The organism is Olsenella absiana, from assembly GCF_036408855.1.
In the GTDB taxonomy this organism is placed as follows: domain Bacteria; phylum Actinomycetota; class Coriobacteriia; order Coriobacteriales; family Atopobiaceae; genus Olsenella_K; species Olsenella_K absiana.
Genome location: NZ_JAZGJQ010000005.1, coordinates 1 through 15,629 on the forward strand (window position 1 = coordinate 1; position 15,629 = coordinate 15,629).

A 15,629-nucleotide genomic window follows, 5' to 3' on the forward strand; every position below is an offset into this window, starting at 1 on the left:
CCGCTCCTTCGGCAGTTGGTTTTGTTTGGCGACTTACCATCCTACCGTCAGCGGGGCCATGTCCCTGTCGCGGGACTGGGTCTATTCGGTTCTCAACATTTGCGAAAGAAACTGTACGTCATCGGGTGCGCTGGAGACAGCCCTCCGTCTGAGCGCACGGACCTATGGGAGGAGGCGCTCGAAAGATGAAACGAGTGGCGGTTCTCGAGAACGACGATACGGACAGGTCCCTCCTGGAGGCCCACATCCAGCGCTACTTCCGCGACGAGGGCACCCCGGTCAGGGTCGACTCCTTCGACGGTGCGCAGTCCCTGGTGCACGCCTTCGTCCTCGGGACGTACGACCTGCTCGTCTTCGACTGCATCCTGTCGGAGCATGGCCCCTCCGGGATAGACGTCCTACGCGACCTGCGCCGGCGCGGAGAGGACGCTCCGGCCGTCATCGTCTCCTCGAGCCCGGACTTCGCGGTGGAGGGCTACGGCGTGGGTGTGGTCGCCTACCTGCTCAAGCCCCTCTCCTACGGCCACGTCAAGACGGAGCTCGACCGCCTGGGCGTCTCGGTCGCCCCGCGCGCGAGACGCACCGTCAGCCTGCCGGGCAGCGTGCCCTTCGACCCGGCGGGCTACGTCCTCGTGCACTCGAGCGGCCACTACGTGGTCTTCAAGGGGGCGGATGGCGCCTCCGAGAAGCGCCTCAGGGCGTCGTTCTCCGAGGCCAGGGAGGCTCTCGGCCCCTGGTCCCAGTTCTTCCAGTGCACGAGGGGCGTGCTCGTGAACCTCGACTTCGTGTCCGACCTCGACGGGTCGGACTTCGTCCTCTACGACGGGAGACGGGTGCCCATCAGCCGCAGGCTGCTCCCGACCGCACGCACCGCGATGGCGGAGTGGGAGTTCTCGCGCATGCGCGAGGAGGGGCGGCGGTGAGCGGCGGGCTCGCCTCCGCCGTCGTGGGCGCGCTCTCGGCACTCCCGCAATGGGCACTCGCCCTCTCGGAGCTGCTCGGCTGCCTTCCGGCGCTCGCCCTCATCGTCCGCATCGTCTGGCTCGCGAACCTGGAGGGACCCCGTCGCAGAGGGGTGGCTCCGCTACCGGTCGCGAGCGCAGCGATCCTCGCCCTCGAGGCCCGGCTCTGCTCCGAGGCAGGGCTGCCGACCGCCCCCCTCCTGCTGCTCGACGTCGCGCTGTTCTTCCCCGTCCTCACGTGGATGACGGACCTCGACGCCTGGCGGGCGCTCTACCTGTGCGCCCTCGCCACCCTCCTCACGTCGGACATAAGCTTGCCCGCCGTGCTCGTGGACGCGGCGGTCATCGGAAACGACCTGTCGGAGCTGTTCCTCGCCTGGCCGGGCCTGCTCGTCCAGTGGGCGCTCTGGGGCCTGCTCGCGCCGTTCCTCTGGAGGCGCGCCTGCCCGAAGCTCGCTCGGTTCCTCACGAGCCAGTTCGTCACCCCCGGGAACTGGCACACCCTCTGGATGGTTCCCGTGCTGCTGTCCGCAAGCTTCTCGTTCGCCCGACCCTACCCCTCCGACTCGCCGTCGATCGGGGACTCGATCATCGCCTCCGCCATCCTCTGGATCTCCCTCAACCTTCTCTTCCTCCTCGCCTTCAGGCAGGTCGCCAGCTTGATCCAGATGGCATCGCACTCGTTGCGGACGGAGCGAGAGCAGGGGCAGACCAACCTGCAGAACGAGCAGATGAGCCATCTCGCCGAGCGCATCGGGGAGGCGCGCAGGCAGCGTCACGACCTGAGGCACCACCTCAACGCCCTCGCTGTGCTCGCCGACAAGGGCGACCTGGACGGCATGCGGGCGTACCTCGGCGAGCTCTCCGAGGTCGCCCGCCGTGGCGACGCCCCGATCGAGTACTGCGAGAACGGCGTCCTCAACGCCGCCCTCGTCTACTTCGCCGACCGCGCCCGTGCCGCGGGGGCGGAGGTGGACATCTCCACTCGCATCCCCTCCTCCCTCCCGCAGCGCGAGACGATGGTCGCCTCGGTCCTTGCGAACCTGCTCGAGAACGCCGTCGCGGGCATCCAGGACTTCGCAGCCGTCCGCGAAGAGAGGCCGCTCCTGCGCGTGCGCGCCGAGCTCCGTGGGCGAGACCTCTTCCTCGTCGTCGACAACTCGTGCGCCCCGGAGCTCGTGAGGCAGGAGCGGGGTACCTTCCGCACCACCAAGGGGGCGCACCATGGCCTGGGCATCGCATCCGTGCGCGCGGCGGCGCGGGAGAGCGACGGCGTGGCGAGCTTCGAGGTCGAAGGCGAGACGTTCCGCGCCTCGGTCATGCTCGGAGGCGGACGCCCTCACGCGCGCGGGGAGCGCTGAGGGCATCCGCCGCCAGCGGGCTCCGCACGGAAGGTACCGCGCGGAAGGCACCGCGCTGAACCCGTGCCCTAGCGGCGACCTAGCAGCAGACGGGCTCCGGACGGGCCGCTGAGGCCTGCGCCTCGCGGAGCTGGGCGATGGAGGCGTCGAGCTTCGCGAGGATGCGCTCGCGGCCCTCGGGCAGCTTCGCCTTCGTGTGGACCCACTGGGTGATGGCGCGCTGCCACTCCGGGCCGTCGCCCGCCGCGACCTCCTCGCCGCAGGCGACGTGCTTGGTGTGGTAGCCCTCGAACACGGTGTCGATCGCGAGCCCGCTCACGAGCAGGCGCTCCTCCTCCATGCACTCGAGGTCGCTCGCCCGAACGAACCGGCCCTCCCGCTCCCAGCGGCCTAGCTCGGTCAGCGGGTTGACGCCGAGGTTGAAGTTGGTGATGAAGCTCGGGCGGAGCTCGTTCAGGAGGCGCGCCGTGGCACGGGCGTTCTCCGCGCCGCGACCTGCGCCGGCGACGCCGGTCATGATGTGCGCGCCGAGCTCGAAGCCCGCCGCATGCAGGCGCCTGACCTGCTCGCGCGCCTGGTCGTTGGTGTGGTCCTTGTGCATCTGGCAAAGGACGTCGTCGAGCCCGGTTTCGATGCCCACGTACACCATGGCGTAGCCGCGCCTACGCAGCTCGCGGAGCTCGCCGTCGGTCTTCCTTGCGATCGAGGGCACCGTGGCGTCGCTCGTGACCCGCTCCACGGAGGGCAGGTAGCGCCCGATGAGGTCCAGGATGGCCATGAGGCGGTCCATGTCCATGTGGAGGGCGTCGCCGTCACCCAGCATGAGGTTGGTGGGGGTGCCGCCCACGTCGTGGACGCGCCTGAGCTCCGCCTCGATCCTCTCGAGCGGAACCTCGCGGTAGGTGGTGTCCTTGTAGAGGTCGCAGAAGGCGCAGCGGTTGTACGGGCAGCCCCGGGAGACCACGAGCCCAAACGCCCCGCGCTCGTTGGAGGACTTGCAGATTGTTCCTGGCATGCGGATCACCTCACGACGGTAGTCGCCTGTCCCTCCGGCCGGCGCCGACGGGACCCTTCCTCTGCCGCGGCGCGGCACCGGGCCCGCGCCGCGGCGGCTATGCGTAGTGACTGGCGGTCGCCACGAGCGGTCTCTCGGGATTCGCCGCCTGGTAGCCCTCGCCCCAGTCCCTGAGGGCGTCGAGCACGGGGGCGAGGCTCGCGCCCAGAGGCGTCAGCTCGTACTCCACGCGGGGTGGCACCTCGGGATAGGCGGTGCGGGTGAGCAGACCGTCCGCCTCCATCTCGCGCAGGTTGCTGGTGAGGACCTTCTGGGAGATGCCGCCCAGGGAGCGGCGCAGCTCGCCGAAGCGGCGACGGCCCCCGGCCAGGTCCCTCAGAATCAGCACCTTCCACTTGCTGCCGATCAGCAGCAGGGTGGTCTCCACGGGGCAGGCGGGCAGCCCCATGGAGCGCGAGAGCTTCGTCGCGACCTTCTCCATCCATGCCTCCAGCGCGCCGGCGAACGATACGATACGCAAAAGATACCAGCATCACAATTGTACCCAGGGCACGAGGGGATACTCTTGCGCTCACCTGCACGAAGGCGCCACATCCTCGCGAGGCGCCTATCATGTGCGTATCCGAGCGCCGGATTCCCGGCGAGAGAGGGAGACACTATGAAGAAGGACCTCGGGGTCCACCCCTACCTGTTCCCCATGCCCGTGCTCATGATCGCCACCTACAACGAGGACGGCTCGGTCGACGTCATGAACATGGCGTGGGGCGGCGTCTGCGCCACCGATATGGTCTCGCTCAACATCGGCGAGCGTCACCGGACCTCCGCCAACCTCAAGCGGACCGGCGCCTTCACGCTGAGCGTCGCCGACGTCGACCACCTCGCGGCGGCCGACTTCTTCGGCATCGCGAGCGGCAACACCATGTCCGACAAGTTCGAGCGCTCCGGGCTCACGGCCACCCGGAGCGAGAAGGTCGACGCGCCCGTCGTCAACGAGTTCCCGCTCACCCTCGAGTGCGAGGTGGCCGAGGCGCGCCAGGAGTCCTACGGCTTCCACGTCCTCGGCAAGATCGTGGGCGTCCTGGCCGAGGAGCGCGTGCTGGACGACTCCGGCAAGGTCGACCCCGCCCGGCTCGGTGCCTTCTGCTTCGACACCTTCCAGAACGGCTACTACGCCATCGGCGAGAAGGTCGGCGAGGCCTGGGGCAGCGGCAAGGCCCTCATGCATAATTAGAAGGGCATAGTCGGCGCTCGCCGGGCTCGGGCGCCGCCGGCAGGCCGAAGCCAGAGAAGGACGTCCGGAAGAGAGGGGTTCGCATGGTCACCACGGAAGTGCTCACGATAGGAAGCGGCAAGGCGGAGGGCCTCATCGTGCCCGCCCTGGCGGGCGAGGGCCACGCCAACCTCATCGTTATCCGCTGCGCCAGGGGCTTCCTCATGTGCGGCTACCTCAGCCTCGAGAAGGCCGAGCAGCTCGGCGACGTCGCCGTGCGCGTCGCGGGCGCGAGCTTCGAAGACGTCCTCGCCAACAAGGTCACCGGCATGACCCCCCAGGCGGCCGAGCTCGGCGTCAAGGAGGGCATGACCGGCCTCGAGGCCGCAGAGCTGCTGAACTCGTAGGCGCAACGCGTGGCGGCGGAGTGGCCCGCCGCCACGCTCGCCTCAGGCGGACGGTGGGGGTGCGCCCGCCGTCCGCCTGAGGATAGGCACCACTGGCGATTGCAGGGACTCCACGAGATTCCAGTGCGAATCCCTAAAGAAAAACCCGGAGGAAGACCTCCGGGTTGACCAATCTATGGTCGGCTCGACTGGATTTGAACCAGCGACCTCTCGGTCCCGAACCGAGCGCTCTACCATGCTGAGCCACGAGCCGTTGCGACGCCTTATGTTAGCAGAGTTTCCGGGCTTTGGCCACGGGAATTTGGCTCGGGGAGGAAATGGTCACAGCGGCCCGCGACCACCACCTCGGACGTCCGTCCGCGCCCGCCGAGACGAGCCGGGCCTCGGCCGCGGCGGCCTCCGCCGCCGCACGGGACTCGCAGACGGCGAACACGCAGCTGCCCGAGCCGGTGACCTGGTAGGCGACGACGCCCTCCCGGGCACTGAGCCAGCCCCTCACGCGGTCGACCTCCGGCAGGAGGCGCCGGGCGACGGGGTCGAGGTTGTTCTCGAGCAGGCCCGCGACGGCGCGGGCGTCCGAGGCGCGCAGGGCGGAGCAGATCGGCGCGGGGTCGGCGGCGGGATCGTGCAGCCGGTCGAACTCCCGGTAGGCCGCAGGCGTGCTCACGCCCGGGCCCTCGGGGCGCACGAGCGCGACGGGCACGCCGTCGAGCGGCGGGAACTTCTCCCTGGGGACGTCGCCGGCGCCTGCGAGCAGCGTGGGGCGCGGGTCGAGGAAGAAGGGGACGTCGGCGCCCACGGCGCGCGCGGCCTTTGCCACGCGCGCGTCGAGCGGGTCGAGGCCCCAAAGCTCACACAGGGCGAGCAGGACGCTGGCCGCGTCCGAGCTCGAGCCGCCCATGCCGCTCTGCTCGGGGATGTGCTTCTCCAGGGTGACCCGGACGTCCGCGGGGCGCCCCAGGGCGGCCGCGAGGAGCGACGCCGCCCGGAAGGCGGTGTTGCTCTGCTCGGGGAAGCCCGCGGGCGGCACGCAGGTGACCGAGAGGGAGCCTGCCGGCTCCACGGTCACGACGTCGGCCAGGTCGAGGGCGACCATCACTGAGTCGACGCGGTGGTAGCCCCGCGCGTCCTTCTCGGCATGCACGCCGAGGTGCAGGTTCACCTTGGCGGGCGCCAGGCGCGTGACGGCGCGGACGTCTTGGGTGCGGGCGCGCATGGCCCTAGTCCACGGCCTCGAAGTCGAACATGCGCTCGTTGGTGTTGGCGTCGAAGAGCTCGACGGTGCCCGTGAGCACGTCCACGTACTGGTAGGACTGACGGGCCTTGCGGCCCCTGCGCTCCTCGACCTCGATCACGAAGAGGGAGGGGTGGGCCTGCACGAGCACGCCCGTGCGCTCCACGATGCGCGAGCGGCCCATGTTGGCGCGGACCTTGATGCGCTGGCCGACGTAGTGGCCCAGCTCCTCGTGGATGAGGTCTACCCTGTTCACTGGAGGTATCTCGTTCTCCATACCATCACTCTTCCCGGCGCGGACGCCTTGGAAAATAGCCAGAATAATGTCAGGCTAGTTATCGTCAAACTAGATTAGAATAGCCTGTTACCTCGCGCGCATGCGCCGGTTTGGCGCAATCGCGCAATCTCCATCTCGCGACGAGGCTCTCCGTCGCAGGCCCGGGGGGCCGACGCCGGCCGTCCGCGCCGCGGGCGCGAGCGCTACACTTGCCGGGGCCGGCCGTTCGCGCCATACCCCGCGCGTCCGGCCGGCGCCGCACGCACACCGCGACCTGGGAGCAGGAATGAACAAGCAACGCGCCAGCAAGGTGCTCGCGAACCTCCGCGAGCTCGGCCTCGGCCAGGCCATCGTCACGGACCCGCTGTCGATCTGGTACCTCACCGGCTACTACACCGAGCCCTACGAGCGCTTCCTTGCGCTCTACCTCACCGAGGAGGGCGGCGTCCCCCGCTCCACCCTCTTCTGCAACCGCCTCTTCCCCGACGCGACGGGCGCCGCGGACGAGGTCGTCACCTTCGACGACACCGATGACCCGGTGCCGCTCGTGCTCGCGGCGACCGACCACGCCGAGCCCCTCGGGGTCGACAAGGACCTGGCGGCGCGCTGGCTGCTCCCCCTCATGGAGGCGGGCGCCGGCGCCTCCGTCCGCCTCGCATCCGTCGCCGTCGACCGCGCCCGCTCCATCAAGGACGACGCCGAGCAGGAGCTCATGCGAGAGGCCTCGCGCATCAACGACCGCGCCATGGCCTGGCTCGCCGACCAGGTGCGCGTGGGCGTGACCGAGCGCTCGATCGCCGAGGGGCTCCTCGGCGAGTACCGCTCCCTCGGGGCCGAAGACCACAGCTTCTCGCCCATCGTCTCCTTCGGCGCCAACGCCGCCGACCCGCACCACGAGCCCGACGGCACGCGGCTCGAGAAGGGTGACATGGTCCTGTTCGACGTGGGCTGCAAGTACCGCGCGTACTGCTCGGACATGACGCGCACCTTCTTCACCGCCGCGCCGACCGCCCACCAGGTCGAGGTCTACGACACGGTCAGGCGCGCGAACGAGGCGGCCGAGGCCCTGATAGCCCCTGGCGTCGAGTTCGCCGATCTCGACCTCGCTGCGCGCAGGGTCATCGAGGACGCCGGGTACGGCAGGTACTTCACGCACCGCCTGGGCCACCAGATCGGCCTCTCGGACCACGAGCCCGGCGACGTCAGCTCCACGCACCACGAGCCGGTGCTGCCCGGCATGTGCTTCTCGATCGAACCCGGCATCTACATCCCCGGCGACATCGGCGTGCGCATCGAGGACCTCGCCATCGTCCGCGAGGACGGCCACGAGATCCTGAACGCCTACACGCACGAGCCGACCACGCTCGACGCCTAGGCGCCGGCCAAGGCAGCCTTCGCCGCCGCGGCGGCTCGCGCACGGGGCACAAAAACGGAGCCCGCGTCCCCGAGGGGGCGCGGGCTCCTATCCTTGCGCGTTCGAGCGCCCTACTCGGCGGGGCAGAGCGAGAGGGCGGCGGCGTCCGCGATGAGGATGCAGTTGGCGTGCAGCTGGAGGATCGAGGCGGGGCAGTGCGGGGTGACCGGTCCCAAGATGGCGTCGCGCACGGCCTCGGCCTTCTCCTCGCCGGAGGCGATGAGAAGGATCGTGTGGGCGTACATGATGGTCTGGACGCCCATGGAGAAGGCCTGGCGGGGCACGTCGTCGACGCTGTCGAACAGGCGACTGTTGGCCTCGATGGTGCTCTCGGTGAGGTCCACGAGGTGGGTGCCCTTGGAGAAGGCGTCGTCCGGCTCGTTGAAGCCGATGTGCCCGTTGCGCCCGATGCCGAGGAGCTGCAGGTCGGGGTAGCCGGCGTCGCGCACCATCGCGTCGTAGCTTGCGCAGTAGGCCTCGGGGTCGGCCGCGAGGCCGTCGGGCACGTGGGTGTTGGCCAGGTCGATGTTCACGTGGTCGAAGAGGTTGGTGCGCATGAAGTAGTGGTAGCTGTTGGGGTCCTCAGGCGCCAGGCCGCGGTACTCGTCCAGGTTGTAGGTGCTGACCTGCGAGAAATCGATGTCGCCCTTCTTGTACCAGTCGATCAGCTGCCGATAGGTGCCGATGGGCGTGCTGCCGGTCGCCAGGCCGAGGACCGTGTCGGGCTTGAGGATGGTCTGCGCGGAGATGACGTTGGCGGCCTTGCGGCTCATGTCGTTGTAGTCGGTGGTGCGGACGACTCTCATGGTTCCCCCTCTTGTAAGAAACCTTCCTGCCAAGGCCCCTCGCAAGGAGCGGCCTCCTACCTTCCGACCACAGGGTACCGCGATTTGTTATGACAAATGTCGAAAACGGGTAAGCGCGCGAAAAAGCCCGCGAGCGACACCTGCGTGCCGCCCGCGGGCGCGGGTCCTGCTGAGGGCGCGGCCGAGAGGGGCCGCGAGTCCTGGCCAGCGCCGGCCGAGAAGGGCCGCGGGCCCCTACCGCAGCTTCGAGGCGAGGTCCTCGAGGGCGCGGAAGCGGTGCGAGAGGCGGTTCTTCTCGTCTGGCGAGAGCTCGGCCATGGTCCTGCCGGGGACGTCGTCGAGGAGGAAGAGCGGGTCATAGCCGAAGCCGTTGGCGCCGCGCCGCTCGTGCCCGATCCTGCCCGGGCAGTCTCCGTCGCCCGTCAGCACGCGGCCGTCGGAGCGGACGAGGACCACGGTGGAGTGGAAATGGGCGCCGCGCTCCGGGTCGGGCACTCCCGCCATCTCGCGCAGGAGCTTCTCGTTGTTGGCATCGTCGTCGCCGTGCTCGCCTGCCCAGCGCGCCGAGAAGATGCCCGGGGCCCCGCCGAGCGCGTCCACCACGAGCCCGGAGTCGTCGGCGACGGCGATCTTGAGGCCGGTCTCCTGGAGCGCTGCGCGGGCCTTGATCAGGGCGTTGGCGAGGAAGGTGTCGCCGTCCTCCACCGGGTCGGGGAAATCCCCGAGCTCACCGAGGGCGCAGAAGCGGTAGCCCTCCATGAGCGGGCCGAGGATGGCCTCGATCTCCGAGACCTTGTGCGCGTTGCCCGTGGCCACGACCACGGTCCTCTCGGCGTCGAGCGCCGTCGCGTCCACAGCTGGCATGATGCTCCCCTCCGTCCAGGCGCTGGCCTAGGACCTGAAGTTGGTGACCTCGTCCTGCAGGGCGACGAGCCTCTCGATCGCGGGCAGGCCCATGTCGAGAAGGGCGTCGAGCTGTTCGCGCGTGAAGAGGCTCCTCTCGCCCGTCCCCTGGATCTCCACGATGCCTCCGTCGCCCGTGCCCACGAGGTTGAGGTCCACCTGGGCGTGGCTGTCCTCGCGGTAGTCGAGGTCCAGGAGCAGCCTGCCGTCCACCTCCCCCATGGAGATGGCGGCGACCTGCCCCGTGAGCGGGAGGCGCTGGATGTTGCCGCGCTCCTCCCACGAGCGCAGGGCGTCGTGCAGGGCGACCCACGCACCGGTGACGGAGGCGGTGCGCGTGCCGCCGTCGGCCTGGATCACGTCGCAGTCGACCGTCACGGTCGCCTCGCCCAGGGCGGCGAGGTCGCAGACCGTGCGCAGGCTCCTGCCGACCAGGCGCTCGATCTCCATCGAGCGCCCCTTGCGCCCGCGGTACTCGCGCGGGGTGCGGCGGCTGGTGCTGGCCGGGAGCATGGCGTACTCCGCCGTGACCCAGCCGGCGCGCGAGCCCTTGCGCCAGCGCGGCACGCCCTCCTCCACGGTGGCGGCGCACAGCACCCGCGTGTCCCCGAACTCCACGAGGCACGAGCCGTCCGCGTTCTTCATCACGTTGCGCGTGAGCTTGGCGGGGCGCATCTCGTCCGCCGCCCGCCCGAAGCTGCGCTCGAGCGCCCTCTCGGCGCCGGAGTCACCTGGCATGTTCCTCCACCTGCCCGCCGGCAAGCGCCGGCCCTACAGAACGGGCCCCTCCCGCGAGCGGAGGGGCCCGTCCGGCTTCTCTGGTGGGCGATGAGGGGTTCGAACCCCCGACCTTGTGCGTGTAAGGCACCTGCGCTAGCCACTGCGCCAATCGCCCTTGTCGCGGAGAAAGTGTAACACAGCCCAGGCGCCCCCCGGCCCCATCACGAGGGGCTATACTCAAGCGCATGGATACGACAACGCTTACATCGCTCGCAGCGGCACTCGAGTCCGAGGGCCTGCTCGTCCGCGCGCACGCGCTCCCCGCAGACCCGCTGCCCGTCTGCGGTGCGGACTCCGACTCGCGCTTCGTGCGCCCGGGCCACCTCTTCGTCTGCAAGGGCGCGGCCTTCCGGCCCGCCTACCTCGCCTCCGCGCTCGAGTCCGGCGCCGTCGCCTACCTCACGGGCGAGGAGCGCGCAGACGAGCTCGCGCGGCTCGCGCCCGGGATGCCCGCGCTCGTCGCGAGCGACGTCCGGCGCGCCATGGCCCTCGTCGCCCTCGAGGCCTGGGGGCACCCGGACCGCGACCTCACCTGCGTGGGCATCACGGGCACCAAGGGCAAGTCCACCACGAGCTACATGCTCCGCTCCATCCTGGACGCCGGCTCCCCGGAGCCCCGCTGCGCGATCGTCGGCTCGATCGAGACCTTCGACGGCGTCGAGCGCGCCGAGAGCATCAACACCACGCCCGAGGCCTGCGACCTGTGGCGCCACGTCGCCAACGCGCGCGACTCCCACCTCCCCGACCTCGTGATGGAGGTCTCGAGCCAGGCGCTCAAGTACGACCGCGTCGTGGGCCTCCACCTCGACGTGGCCGCCTTCCTGAACATCGGGCGCGACCACATCTCCCCCCTCGAGCACCCCACCTGGGAGGACTACTTCTCCTCCAAGCTGCGAATCTTCCGGCAGGCGCGCACGGCCGTGGTGAACCTCGCGACCGACCACCTCGACCGGGTCCTCGAGGCGGCAGCCTCCTGCGAGCGGACGCTCCTCTTCTCCGCCACGGGCCCCGAGGTCGCCGGCAGGCGCGCCGACGTCTGGTGCGACGAGGTGGAGTCCGGCCTCGGCAGGAGCTCCTTCGTCGCCCATACGCCCAGCTGGGAGGCCCGCGTGGAGCTGCCCATGCCCGGGCTCTTCAACGTGGAGAACGCCCTGGCGGCCATCTGCGCGGCGGAGCTTCTCGGCGCCGGGCGCGACCAGGTGCTCGCCGGCCTCGCGCGCGTGAGCGTGCCCGGCCGCATGGAGCTCGTCTGGAGCGACGACCGCCGCGTCGTGGGCATCGTGGACTTCGCCCACAACGCTATGGCCTTCTCGAAGTTCGGCCCCAGCGTCCGCGAGGAGTTCCCGGGGTACCGCGTGATATCGGTCTTCGGCGCCACGGGCGACAAGGCCGTGGAGCGCCGGCGCGAGCTCCCCGTCGAGGCCGCCCGCTGGTCGGACCTCCTTGTCTTCACCAAGGACGACCCCGGCCACGAGCGCGTGGAGGACATCTGCCGCGAGATGGCCGAGGCCACTCCGGCGGGCACTCCCCACGAGACCGTCTGCGACCGCGCCGAGGCCATCCAGCACGCCGTGGACCTCGCCTTCGCGGGCACGGGGCCGTGCGTGGTCTGCGTGCTCGCACGGGGCACGGAGGGCTACCAGCACGAGATGGGCGGCCTCACGCCGGCACCGCTCGACATGGACCTCCTTAGGGCCGCGATGGCGCGACACTGACGCACGAAAGGAGAATCGATGGCGTTTGACCCCCAGCGGGAGGACTACCAGCGCCTGGGGCTCCGCTTCGCCCGCACGCTCGACGGGGGCGACGCGACCGCCGCGGCGCACGCCTTCTCCTCCTTCGGGCTCAGGTTCCAGCAGGACCGCGACTCGCTGCCGCAGACGGACGAGGACAGGGCCTTCCACCTCGTGACCCTCGCCGCGGCCGACATCGACTACCGCCTCCCCTTCGCGGACGAGCGGGAGGCCGAGAAGCTCGTCGCGCACGGCCACCAGCTGCTGAAGGAGGCGCTCGCCCTCGACGCCGACTGCTTCGACGCCGCGCGCATGCAGGCGGCCTCCGAGAAGCCCTCGTTCGACGGCTACCTCGCCTACCTCGTCGAGGGCGAGCCGGAGGTCCGCGCGCGCTGCCTCGCCGAGCGCGACCGCGCGCTCGAGGGACCCGACTCCCCCGAGCGGGCCCGCCTCGCCGCCGACCTTGCGTGCGCCCCCTACCTGCGCTGGCTCGCCGCCGAGGCCGAGGAGGCGCTCATCTGCGGTAGGAACCGCGAGGCGTTGCGCGTCTGCCGTGAGGCCCTCGAGCTCGACCCGCACGACCAGGCCGACGTCCGCTTCACCGAGGCGCTCGCTCTCGCGAAGCTCGAAGACGAGGCCGGCCTCGACGCCGCCTGCGCCCGCCGTCAGCCCCACGGCCGCCGCACCCCCGCCGACGACGCCTGGACGCGCCTCGCGCGCCTCGCGCTCGCCTACAAGGCCCACGAGATGGACCGGGCCCGGGACGAGCTCCGCGGCCTCGTCGAGACCTACCCCAACGCCGCCGAGTCCCTAATCCGCCAGGCGGAGCTGCCCGACGGCGTCTTCGCCCGCCTTTGCGTCCTGCCCTACAGCGAGGACGAGCTGATCCTGGCCCTCTCCGAGGGCACGGTGCTCCTCCAGGAGGGCCGCGACCCCCGGGGCGCAGGCGCGCTCTCCGCCTGGGTCGCCCGAGAGACGAGCAGGCTCGCCCCGCGGGCCTCGAGCGCCGTGATGCGCGAGCGCATGGCCGAGAGCGCCGCCGGCGCCGACGGCTGGCAGGGCCCCGACGCCAACCTTCCGCGAGGCGGTCGCCCATGATGGACGTGCGCGCAGAGAGGTGCCTGAGGCTCGCCCTCAAGCGCCGCGAGAAGCTCGCCGATCTCTCCGACGAGGCCTTCCACGAGCTGGAGCTCGCCGTCAGGGAGAACCCCGACGCCTTCGTGGACGATGACGAGGAGCGCGCCTTCGCCCTGCTCGAGCAGGCGCTCTCGCGCTACGCGGACGCGCGGGCCGACGACGACCTCCTCGACGACGACGAGTACGCCGAGGCGCGGGCGAAGGCCCTCGGACGGCTGCGCGAGGCCTGCGAGCGGGCGTGCGCCGTCTCCCCGGCGTGCGTCGACGCGCGCGTCTGCGGCCTGCTCGCCCAGGACCTGGACGGCGACGCCCTGCTCGACGCCCTCCTCGCGCTCGAGGGGGAGCTCGACGACGAGCGGGGACCGATCGCCACGCCGGCTACGGGCGACGCCTGGACCGACGTCTTCAACCGGCCGCGCCTGCGCCTCAGGGCCCACGTCGCGCGCACCTGCGTCGACGGCGCGCGCTACCGCATGGCCGCCGACGAGTGCCGGGGGCTGCTGACGGCCTCCCCGCTCGACGCCGTCGGCGCGCGCTACACCTACGCGCTCTGCATGGCGCGCCTGGAGGACGAGGAGGGCCTCGACTGGCTCGACGCGCGCTTCTCCCGCCACGGCAACGCCTGGCTGCACCTCGCCCGCACGATCCTGCTCTACAAGGTCGGGCGCGCGCCCGCCGCCCGCCGCGCGCTCAGGGGCTACGACCGGCTCTGCCCGGGCGGGGCCTACGCGCTCCTGCAGCCCACCCTCATGGACGTCTATGTCCCCGACCGGCCGGCCTTCGTGCCGGGCTCGTTCGACGAGGCCGTGCTCGCGGTGCACGAGGCCGACCCGGTCATCGCCGACGTCCCGGACTTCGCCGCCTGGGCGGCGGCGCAGCCGGGCTTCCTCGCCTCGGCGAAGGACTACGCCAGGCGCAACGGGCTGGACTGGCTCGACCCCGAGGGCGCTCGCTAGCCGGCGGCGCCGGCCGCCCCGCCGCGCCCGCCCTACGCACGCCCGGTGCGTCTGGTATACTCGGAACCTGCGATGCCGTCCCCATCGTCTAACGGTTAGGACATCGCCCTTTCAAGGCGACGACACGAGTTCGAATCTCGTTGGGGGCACCATCCAGACGCCACGAGGGCCCCCGGCACGCCGGGGGCCCTCTTTTCTCTGGCTCGCGGCTCTGGCCGCGCCCACGCGTGCGCTGGTAGGGGCGGTGGGGTTCGAACCCACACGCCTTGCGGCGGCGGATTTTAAGTCCGCTGCGTCTGCCGATTCCGCCACGCCCCCTTGGTTGCGCTATCTATGGTAGCCCATCGCGGCCTCCCGTGCCCCGCCAATTCCGGCGCGCGCCGAACAACCGAGAAGGACCGCGCGGCCCGGCTTCGCCCGATCAGAGCAGGGTGAGCTCCGGGCGCCAGCCCAAGGGCGAGGGGGCGCCGTCGAGGGTCGAGGCGGCCACGATCGAGAGCCCGAAGAGCAGGTCGCTCTCGCTCACGGTCAGCTCGTCGAAGCCCGCGGCGCGCATGAGCTCGGCGACGGCGACGGTGCCGCCGAGGATGACGGGGGCGCGCTTGGCCTGGATCCCGGGGAGGGCCGCCCTCCCCTCGACGGTGAGGCCGCAAAGCCTGCGCTCGAGGGCGTCCACGTCCGCGCGGGAGAGGGTCTGGAGGTGCACCTGGCGCGGGTCGTAGGGCTCGAGGCCCTTCTCGACGGCGACGAGGGTCGTGGCCGTCCCGCCGGTGACGACGAGGCGCTCTGGCCTCGCGGCAGGCGCGCCCGAGGCCGCGGCCGCGGCGCTCGCGGCCCGGATGGCACCCGAGAGGCGCTCGGCCGCGAGCTCGTGGGCGCGGGCCAGGTCGCCCTCCGAGGGCGGGTCCGCGTGCGCGAGGAACTTCTCGGTCAGCCTGCGGCAGCCGACGTCCACGGAGCGGACCCACTCGATCGCGAGGCCGCCCTCGCCGTCGGCAAGGCTCCCCACGGCGACCTCCGTCGAGCCGCCGCCGTTGTCGGCCACCATGATCCGGCGCCCGCCGAAGTCCTGGGCAACGCCGAGGAAGGTCAGCGACCCCTCGACCTCGCCGGGGATCACCTGGGCGGCGAGGCCGCGGCGATCGAGCTCGGCGAGGAGGTCGGCGGCGTTCTCCGCGTCGCGCGCGGCGCTCGTGAGCGTGCAGCACACGGCTGGCGCCCTGGCCTCGCGCGCGGAGGCGAGGTAGAGGTCCACGCAGCCGAGCAGTCGACGCTGGGCGTCCTCCCTCAGGCGGCCCGTGCGGTCCACGTCCTGCCCGAGGTTGACGATGTTCGAGCTCTTGGCCAGCCTCGCGACGCGCCCGGACGCGACGTCTGCGACCGCGAGCCGCGCGGTGACGGTGCCGATGTCGATGACCGCTACCCTCGTCATGC

The 15,629-nt window shown here is 71.1% G+C and carries 16 protein-coding genes and 4 tRNA genes; 9 read left to right on the forward strand and 11 right to left on the reverse strand.

Features of this window, described 5'->3' with window-relative positions:
• Positions 1–185: 185 nt before the first annotated feature.
• Together VXJ25_RS05630 and VXJ25_RS05635 are read left to right on the forward strand one after the other, a co-directional pair.
• Complete coding sequence (locus VXJ25_RS05630) at positions 186–923, forward strand: LytR/AlgR family response regulator transcription factor (RefSeq protein WP_330958242.1); 738 nt, start codon at positions 186–188, stop codon at positions 921–923.
• Positions 920–2,323: a GHKL domain-containing protein gene (locus VXJ25_RS05635; protein WP_330958243.1), complete on the forward strand. Its 1,404-nt coding sequence runs from the start codon at positions 920–922 to the stop codon at positions 2,321–2,323. Before VXJ25_RS05630 ends, VXJ25_RS05635 begins: the two co-directional genes overlap by 4 nt.
• Positions 2,324–2,402: 79 nt before the next feature.
• Here the strand turns inward: VXJ25_RS05635 and VXJ25_RS05640 are convergent, their stop codons facing one another.
• Together VXJ25_RS05640 and VXJ25_RS05645 are read right to left on the reverse strand one after the other, a co-directional pair.
• Complete coding sequence (locus VXJ25_RS05640; RefSeq protein WP_330958244.1) at positions 2,403–3,338, reverse strand: radical SAM protein; 936 nt, start codon at positions 3,336–3,338, stop codon at positions 2,403–2,405.
• 97 nt (positions 3,339–3,435) lie between these two features.
• On the reverse strand, positions 3,436–3,819 hold the full coding sequence (locus tag VXJ25_RS05645; protein ID WP_330958245.1) for a winged helix-turn-helix transcriptional regulator: 384 nt from the start codon (positions 3,817–3,819) through the stop codon (positions 3,436–3,438).
• 177 nt (positions 3,820–3,996) lie between these two features.
• Here VXJ25_RS05645 and VXJ25_RS05650 point away from each other — a divergent pair, with 177 nt between their 5' ends.
• Together VXJ25_RS05650 and VXJ25_RS05655 are read left to right on the forward strand one after the other, a co-directional pair.
• On the forward strand, positions 3,997–4,569 hold the full coding sequence (locus tag VXJ25_RS05650) for a flavin reductase family protein (protein ID WP_330958246.1): 573 nt from the start codon (positions 3,997–3,999) through the stop codon (positions 4,567–4,569).
• Positions 4,570–4,652: 83 nt separating this feature from the next.
• Entirely contained in the window at positions 4,653–4,955 is a 303-nt protein-coding gene (locus VXJ25_RS05655) for a YunC family protein (protein ID WP_330958247.1), read from the forward strand.
• Between the two features lie 176 nt (positions 4,956–5,131).
• Here VXJ25_RS05655 and VXJ25_RS05660 read toward each other — a convergent pair.
• The 3 genes from VXJ25_RS05660 to VXJ25_RS05670 form a co-directional block, all read right to left on the reverse strand.
• A tRNA-Pro gene (locus VXJ25_RS05660) sits at positions 5,132–5,208 on the reverse strand.
• A 15-nt stretch (positions 5,209–5,223) separates the two neighbouring features.
• Entirely contained in the window at positions 5,224–6,171 is a 948-nt protein-coding gene (gene ispE, locus VXJ25_RS05665) for a 4-(cytidine 5'-diphospho)-2-C-methyl-D-erythritol kinase (RefSeq protein WP_330958248.1), read from the reverse strand.
• 4 nt (positions 6,172–6,175) lie between these two features.
• Positions 6,176–6,466 carry a Veg family protein gene (locus tag VXJ25_RS05670; protein ID WP_330958249.1) on the reverse strand — a complete coding sequence of 97 codons (291 nt, stop codon included), beginning with the start codon at positions 6,464–6,466 and terminating at the stop codon, positions 6,176–6,178.
• 286 nt (positions 6,467–6,752) lie between these two features.
• On the opposite strand from VXJ25_RS05670, the gene VXJ25_RS05675 reads away from it, so the two are divergent.
• Complete coding sequence (locus VXJ25_RS05675; protein WP_330958250.1) at positions 6,753–7,841, forward strand: M24 family metallopeptidase; 1,089 nt, start codon at positions 6,753–6,755, stop codon at positions 7,839–7,841.
• Between the two features lie 110 nt (positions 7,842–7,951).
• Here VXJ25_RS05675 and nagB read toward each other — a convergent pair whose 3' ends face one another.
• From nagB to VXJ25_RS05695, 4 genes are all read right to left on the reverse strand, one after another.
• Positions 7,952–8,686 (reverse strand): glucosamine-6-phosphate deaminase, encoded by a 735-nt coding sequence (nagB, locus tag VXJ25_RS05680; protein WP_330958251.1) that lies wholly within the window; start codon positions 8,684–8,686, stop codon positions 7,952–7,954.
• 234 nt (positions 8,687–8,920) lie between these two features.
• Positions 8,921–9,550, reverse strand: a complete 630-nt coding sequence (gene rdgB / locus VXJ25_RS05685) for an RdgB/HAM1 family non-canonical purine NTP pyrophosphatase (protein WP_330958252.1) — start codon at positions 9,548–9,550, stop codon at positions 8,921–8,923.
• A 27-nt stretch (positions 9,551–9,577) separates the two neighbouring features.
• The gene (gene rph / locus VXJ25_RS05690) at positions 9,578–10,327 is read right to left on the reverse strand and encodes a ribonuclease PH (protein ID WP_330958253.1); all 750 of its coding nucleotides are present in this window, start codon (positions 10,325–10,327) and stop codon (positions 9,578–9,580) included.
• A gap of 81 nt (positions 10,328–10,408) precedes the next feature.
• Positions 10,409–10,484 (reverse strand) — tRNA-Val (locus tag VXJ25_RS05695).
• A gap of 70 nt (positions 10,485–10,554) precedes the next feature.
• On the opposite strand from VXJ25_RS05695, the gene VXJ25_RS05700 reads away from it, so the two are divergent.
• The 4 genes from VXJ25_RS05700 (at position 10,555) to VXJ25_RS05715 (ending at position 14,347) form a co-directional block, all read left to right on the forward strand.
• Positions 10,555–12,084: a Mur ligase family protein gene (locus VXJ25_RS05700; RefSeq protein WP_330958254.1), complete on the forward strand. Its 1,530-nt coding sequence runs from the start codon at positions 10,555–10,557 to the stop codon at positions 12,082–12,084.
• 18 nt (positions 12,085–12,102) lie between these two features.
• Positions 12,103–13,200: a tetratricopeptide repeat protein gene (locus tag VXJ25_RS05705; RefSeq protein WP_330958255.1), complete on the forward strand. Its 1,098-nt coding sequence runs from the start codon at positions 12,103–12,105 to the stop codon at positions 13,198–13,200.
• Positions 13,197–14,195, forward strand: a complete 999-nt coding sequence (locus VXJ25_RS05710; RefSeq protein ID WP_330958256.1) for a hypothetical protein — start codon at positions 13,197–13,199, stop codon at positions 14,193–14,195. The genes VXJ25_RS05705 and VXJ25_RS05710 overlap by 4 nt, the downstream gene beginning before the upstream one ends.
• A gap of 77 nt (positions 14,196–14,272) precedes the next feature.
• Positions 14,273–14,347: transfer RNA gene (locus VXJ25_RS05715), tRNA-Glu, on the forward strand.
• Between the two features lie 81 nt (positions 14,348–14,428).
• On the opposite strand, the gene VXJ25_RS05720 is transcribed toward VXJ25_RS05715, so the two are convergent.
• Both VXJ25_RS05720 and VXJ25_RS05725 read right to left on the reverse strand, forming a co-directional pair.
• Positions 14,429–14,513: transfer RNA gene (locus VXJ25_RS05720), tRNA-Leu, on the reverse strand.
• 103 nt (positions 14,514–14,616) lie between these two features.
• Positions 14,617–15,627, reverse strand: a complete 1,011-nt coding sequence (locus VXJ25_RS05725) for a Ppx/GppA phosphatase family protein (protein ID WP_330958257.1) — start codon at positions 15,625–15,627, stop codon at positions 14,617–14,619.
• Positions 15,628–15,629: the final 2 nt, after the last annotated feature.

What these genes read in the sequence shown, in the direction of transcription:
- VXJ25_RS05655 (WP_330958247.1), top strand. Translation starts at nt 4,653, where the DNA reads ATGGTCACCACGGAAGTGCTCACGATAGGAAGCGGCAAGGCGGAGGGC.
- VXJ25_RS05670 (WP_330958249.1), bottom strand. Translation starts at nt 6,466, where the DNA reads ATGGAGAACGAGATACCTCCAGTGAACAGGGTAGACCTCATCCACGAG.
- VXJ25_RS05630 (WP_330958242.1), top strand. Translation starts at nt 186, where the DNA reads ATGAAACGAGTGGCGGTTCTCGAGAACGACGATACGGACAGGTCCCTC.
- rph (WP_330958253.1), bottom strand. Translation starts at nt 10,327, where the DNA reads ATGCCAGGTGACTCCGGCGCCGAGAGGGCGCTCGAGCGCAGCTTCGGG.
- VXJ25_RS05675 (WP_330958250.1), top strand. Translation starts at nt 6,753, where the DNA reads ATGAACAAGCAACGCGCCAGCAAGGTGCTCGCGAACCTCCGCGAGCTC.
- VXJ25_RS05645 (WP_330958245.1), bottom strand. Translation starts at nt 3,819, where the DNA reads ATGGAGAAGGTCGCGACGAAGCTCTCGCGCTCCATGGGGCTGCCCGCC.
- VXJ25_RS05725 (WP_330958257.1), bottom strand. Translation starts at nt 15,627, where the DNA reads ATGACGAGGGTAGCGGTCATCGACATCGGCACCGTCACCGCGCGGCTC.
- VXJ25_RS05710 (WP_330958256.1), top strand. Translation starts at nt 13,197, where the DNA reads ATGATGGACGTGCGCGCAGAGAGGTGCCTGAGGCTCGCCCTCAAGCGC.
- nagB (WP_330958251.1), bottom strand. Translation starts at nt 8,686, where the DNA reads ATGAGAGTCGTCCGCACCACCGACTACAACGACATGAGCCGCAAGGCC.
- rdgB (WP_330958252.1), bottom strand. Translation starts at nt 9,550, where the DNA reads ATGCCAGCTGTGGACGCGACGGCGCTCGACGCCGAGAGGACCGTGGTC.
- VXJ25_RS05650 (WP_330958246.1), top strand. Translation starts at nt 3,997, where the DNA reads ATGAAGAAGGACCTCGGGGTCCACCCCTACCTGTTCCCCATGCCCGTG.
- VXJ25_RS05640 (WP_330958244.1), bottom strand. Translation starts at nt 3,338, where the DNA reads ATGCCAGGAACAATCTGCAAGTCCTCCAACGAGCGCGGGGCGTTTGGG.
- ispE (WP_330958248.1), bottom strand. Translation starts at nt 6,171, where the DNA reads ATGCGCGCCCGCACCCAAGACGTCCGCGCCGTCACGCGCCTGGCGCCC.
- VXJ25_RS05705 (WP_330958255.1), top strand. Translation starts at nt 12,103, where the DNA reads ATGGCGTTTGACCCCCAGCGGGAGGACTACCAGCGCCTGGGGCTCCGC.
- VXJ25_RS05700 (WP_330958254.1), top strand. Translation starts at nt 10,555, where the DNA reads ATGGATACGACAACGCTTACATCGCTCGCAGCGGCACTCGAGTCCGAG.